The sequence below is a fragment of the Moorena sp. SIO4E2 genome (assembly GCF_010671945.1).
GTDB classification, from domain to species: Bacteria; Cyanobacteriota; Cyanobacteriia; order Cyanobacteriales; family Coleofasciculaceae; genus Moorena; species Moorena producens.
On sequence record NZ_JAAHIE010001214.1, the window covers coordinates 1 to 1,409 of the forward strand.

Annotated in this window: 2 protein-coding genes and 2 pseudogenes; 2 read left to right on the top strand and 2 right to left on the bottom strand. The window is 48.0% G+C overall.

The features are described from left to right. Together F6K37_RS45190 and F6K37_RS45195 are read right to left on the bottom strand one after the other, a co-directional pair. A pseudogene (locus F6K37_RS45190) lies at positions 1–86 on the bottom strand (hypothetical protein); the annotation flags it as partial. Next, positions 62–136 (bottom strand): annotated as a pseudogene (locus F6K37_RS45195) (hypothetical protein); the annotation flags it as partial. The pseudogenes F6K37_RS45190 and F6K37_RS45195, both read right to left, overlap by 25 nt. Before the next feature lie 142 nt (positions 137–278). On the opposite strand from F6K37_RS45195, the gene F6K37_RS42315 reads away from it, so the two are divergent. Next, entirely contained in the window at positions 279–764 is a 486-nt protein-coding gene (locus F6K37_RS42315; RefSeq protein ID WP_287257207.1) for a hypothetical protein, read from the top strand. 183 nt (positions 765–947) lie between these two features. Next, positions 948–1,340, top strand: a complete 393-nt coding sequence (locus F6K37_RS42320) for a hypothetical protein (RefSeq protein WP_287257208.1) — start codon at positions 948–950, stop codon at positions 1,338–1,340. Positions 1,341–1,409: the final 69 nt, after the last annotated feature.

Genomic DNA, 1,409 nt, shown 5'->3' on the forward strand with positions numbered 1-1,409 from the left:
ACCGCTGACCGCTGACCGCTGACCGCTGACCGCTGACCGCTGACCGCTGACCGCTGACCGCTGACCGCTGACCGCTGACCGCTGACCGCTGACCGCTGACCGCTGACCGCTGACCGCTGACCGCTGATAGCTGAATGCTTACCTACGATCTAGGTTTTGTTAAGAAAAATTACAAAATCCCTACCCCAAGAGTAAACAATAAAACTCACCCTGATAAGTAATTGGAGGGAAAAGTTTGAGACCTTGATTCCTTCCAGTACTCTTTCAAAGAGGTAATTATGAAATTCAAACTAAGTACAGCAACTCTTTGTATCAGTGGTGCAGTTTTTGCTATGAGTCTGGTCAATCCCACCTTGGCAAAAATCCCAGACTTTCTTGGCAATGGGGCTAATCGCAACTCTACCACAGTCCCTGAACTAGAACAGAAAAGTACCTTTGACCAAACATCCTCACCGGACTTGGTAGCTCAAGCGGTTGCAGTTAATCTGACTGGTACCTGGCGAGCCAATGATGGTGGCACCTATTATATTCGGCAAGTAGGTAATGAACTGTGGTGGTATGGTCAAAGTTCTAATAATGGCCGAAGTTTCAGCAATGTCTTTCATGGCTACATTGGTCGGAGTGAAGTTGCTGGTAACTGGGCAGATGTACCCAGGGGTCGGACTCGCGGCTCTGGCGAGATGGTAGTCAGAATAGATTCAAACCGCAGACTAACAGCAGTTCGGAGAACAGGTGGCTTCAGTGGTAGTGTTTGGACTCGCTAGGTCAGCTATCAGCTATCAGCTATCAGCTGAATACTTACTGGCTAGTTATAGGAAATAGAAAAAAATATGCTACAGATGATATTAATTGTTGGGACAGACAATTAATATCAAGTAACCTAAAATTTTGGGAAACGTAGCACCGATTTAACTATTTCATACTAGCCTGATTAAAAGCTAATTTATTTGAGGCATGAAACCCCTATATCCTCAGGGTTTCATGCCTTTTCGGATTATCATAGTAATGAGCTACACAGAATTTTTCCCGACTCCCTCGGTGCGCTTTCCGTTGGCGAATTAAATTCGCCACGGGTCGCACCGCTCCCGACTCCCGATTCCCGATTCCCGATTCCCGATTCCCGACTCCCTCGGTGCGCTTTCCGTTGGCGAATTAAATTCGCCACGGGTCGCACCGCTCCCGATTCCCGATTCCCGATTCCCGATTCCCGATTCCCGTTCCCCTCCTGGGAGGGGTTAGGGGTGGGTTCCGATTCCCGATTCCCGATTCCCGACTCCCGATTCCCGACTCCCGACTTCCTGCTCTCATTAACCCAGAACCAAAGTACCTCACACAATTGAGAACTGCTATATACTGGAAATAGTGCCACAAGAGTTAAATCCAGTCATAAACGTTTCCCAAAATCGTTG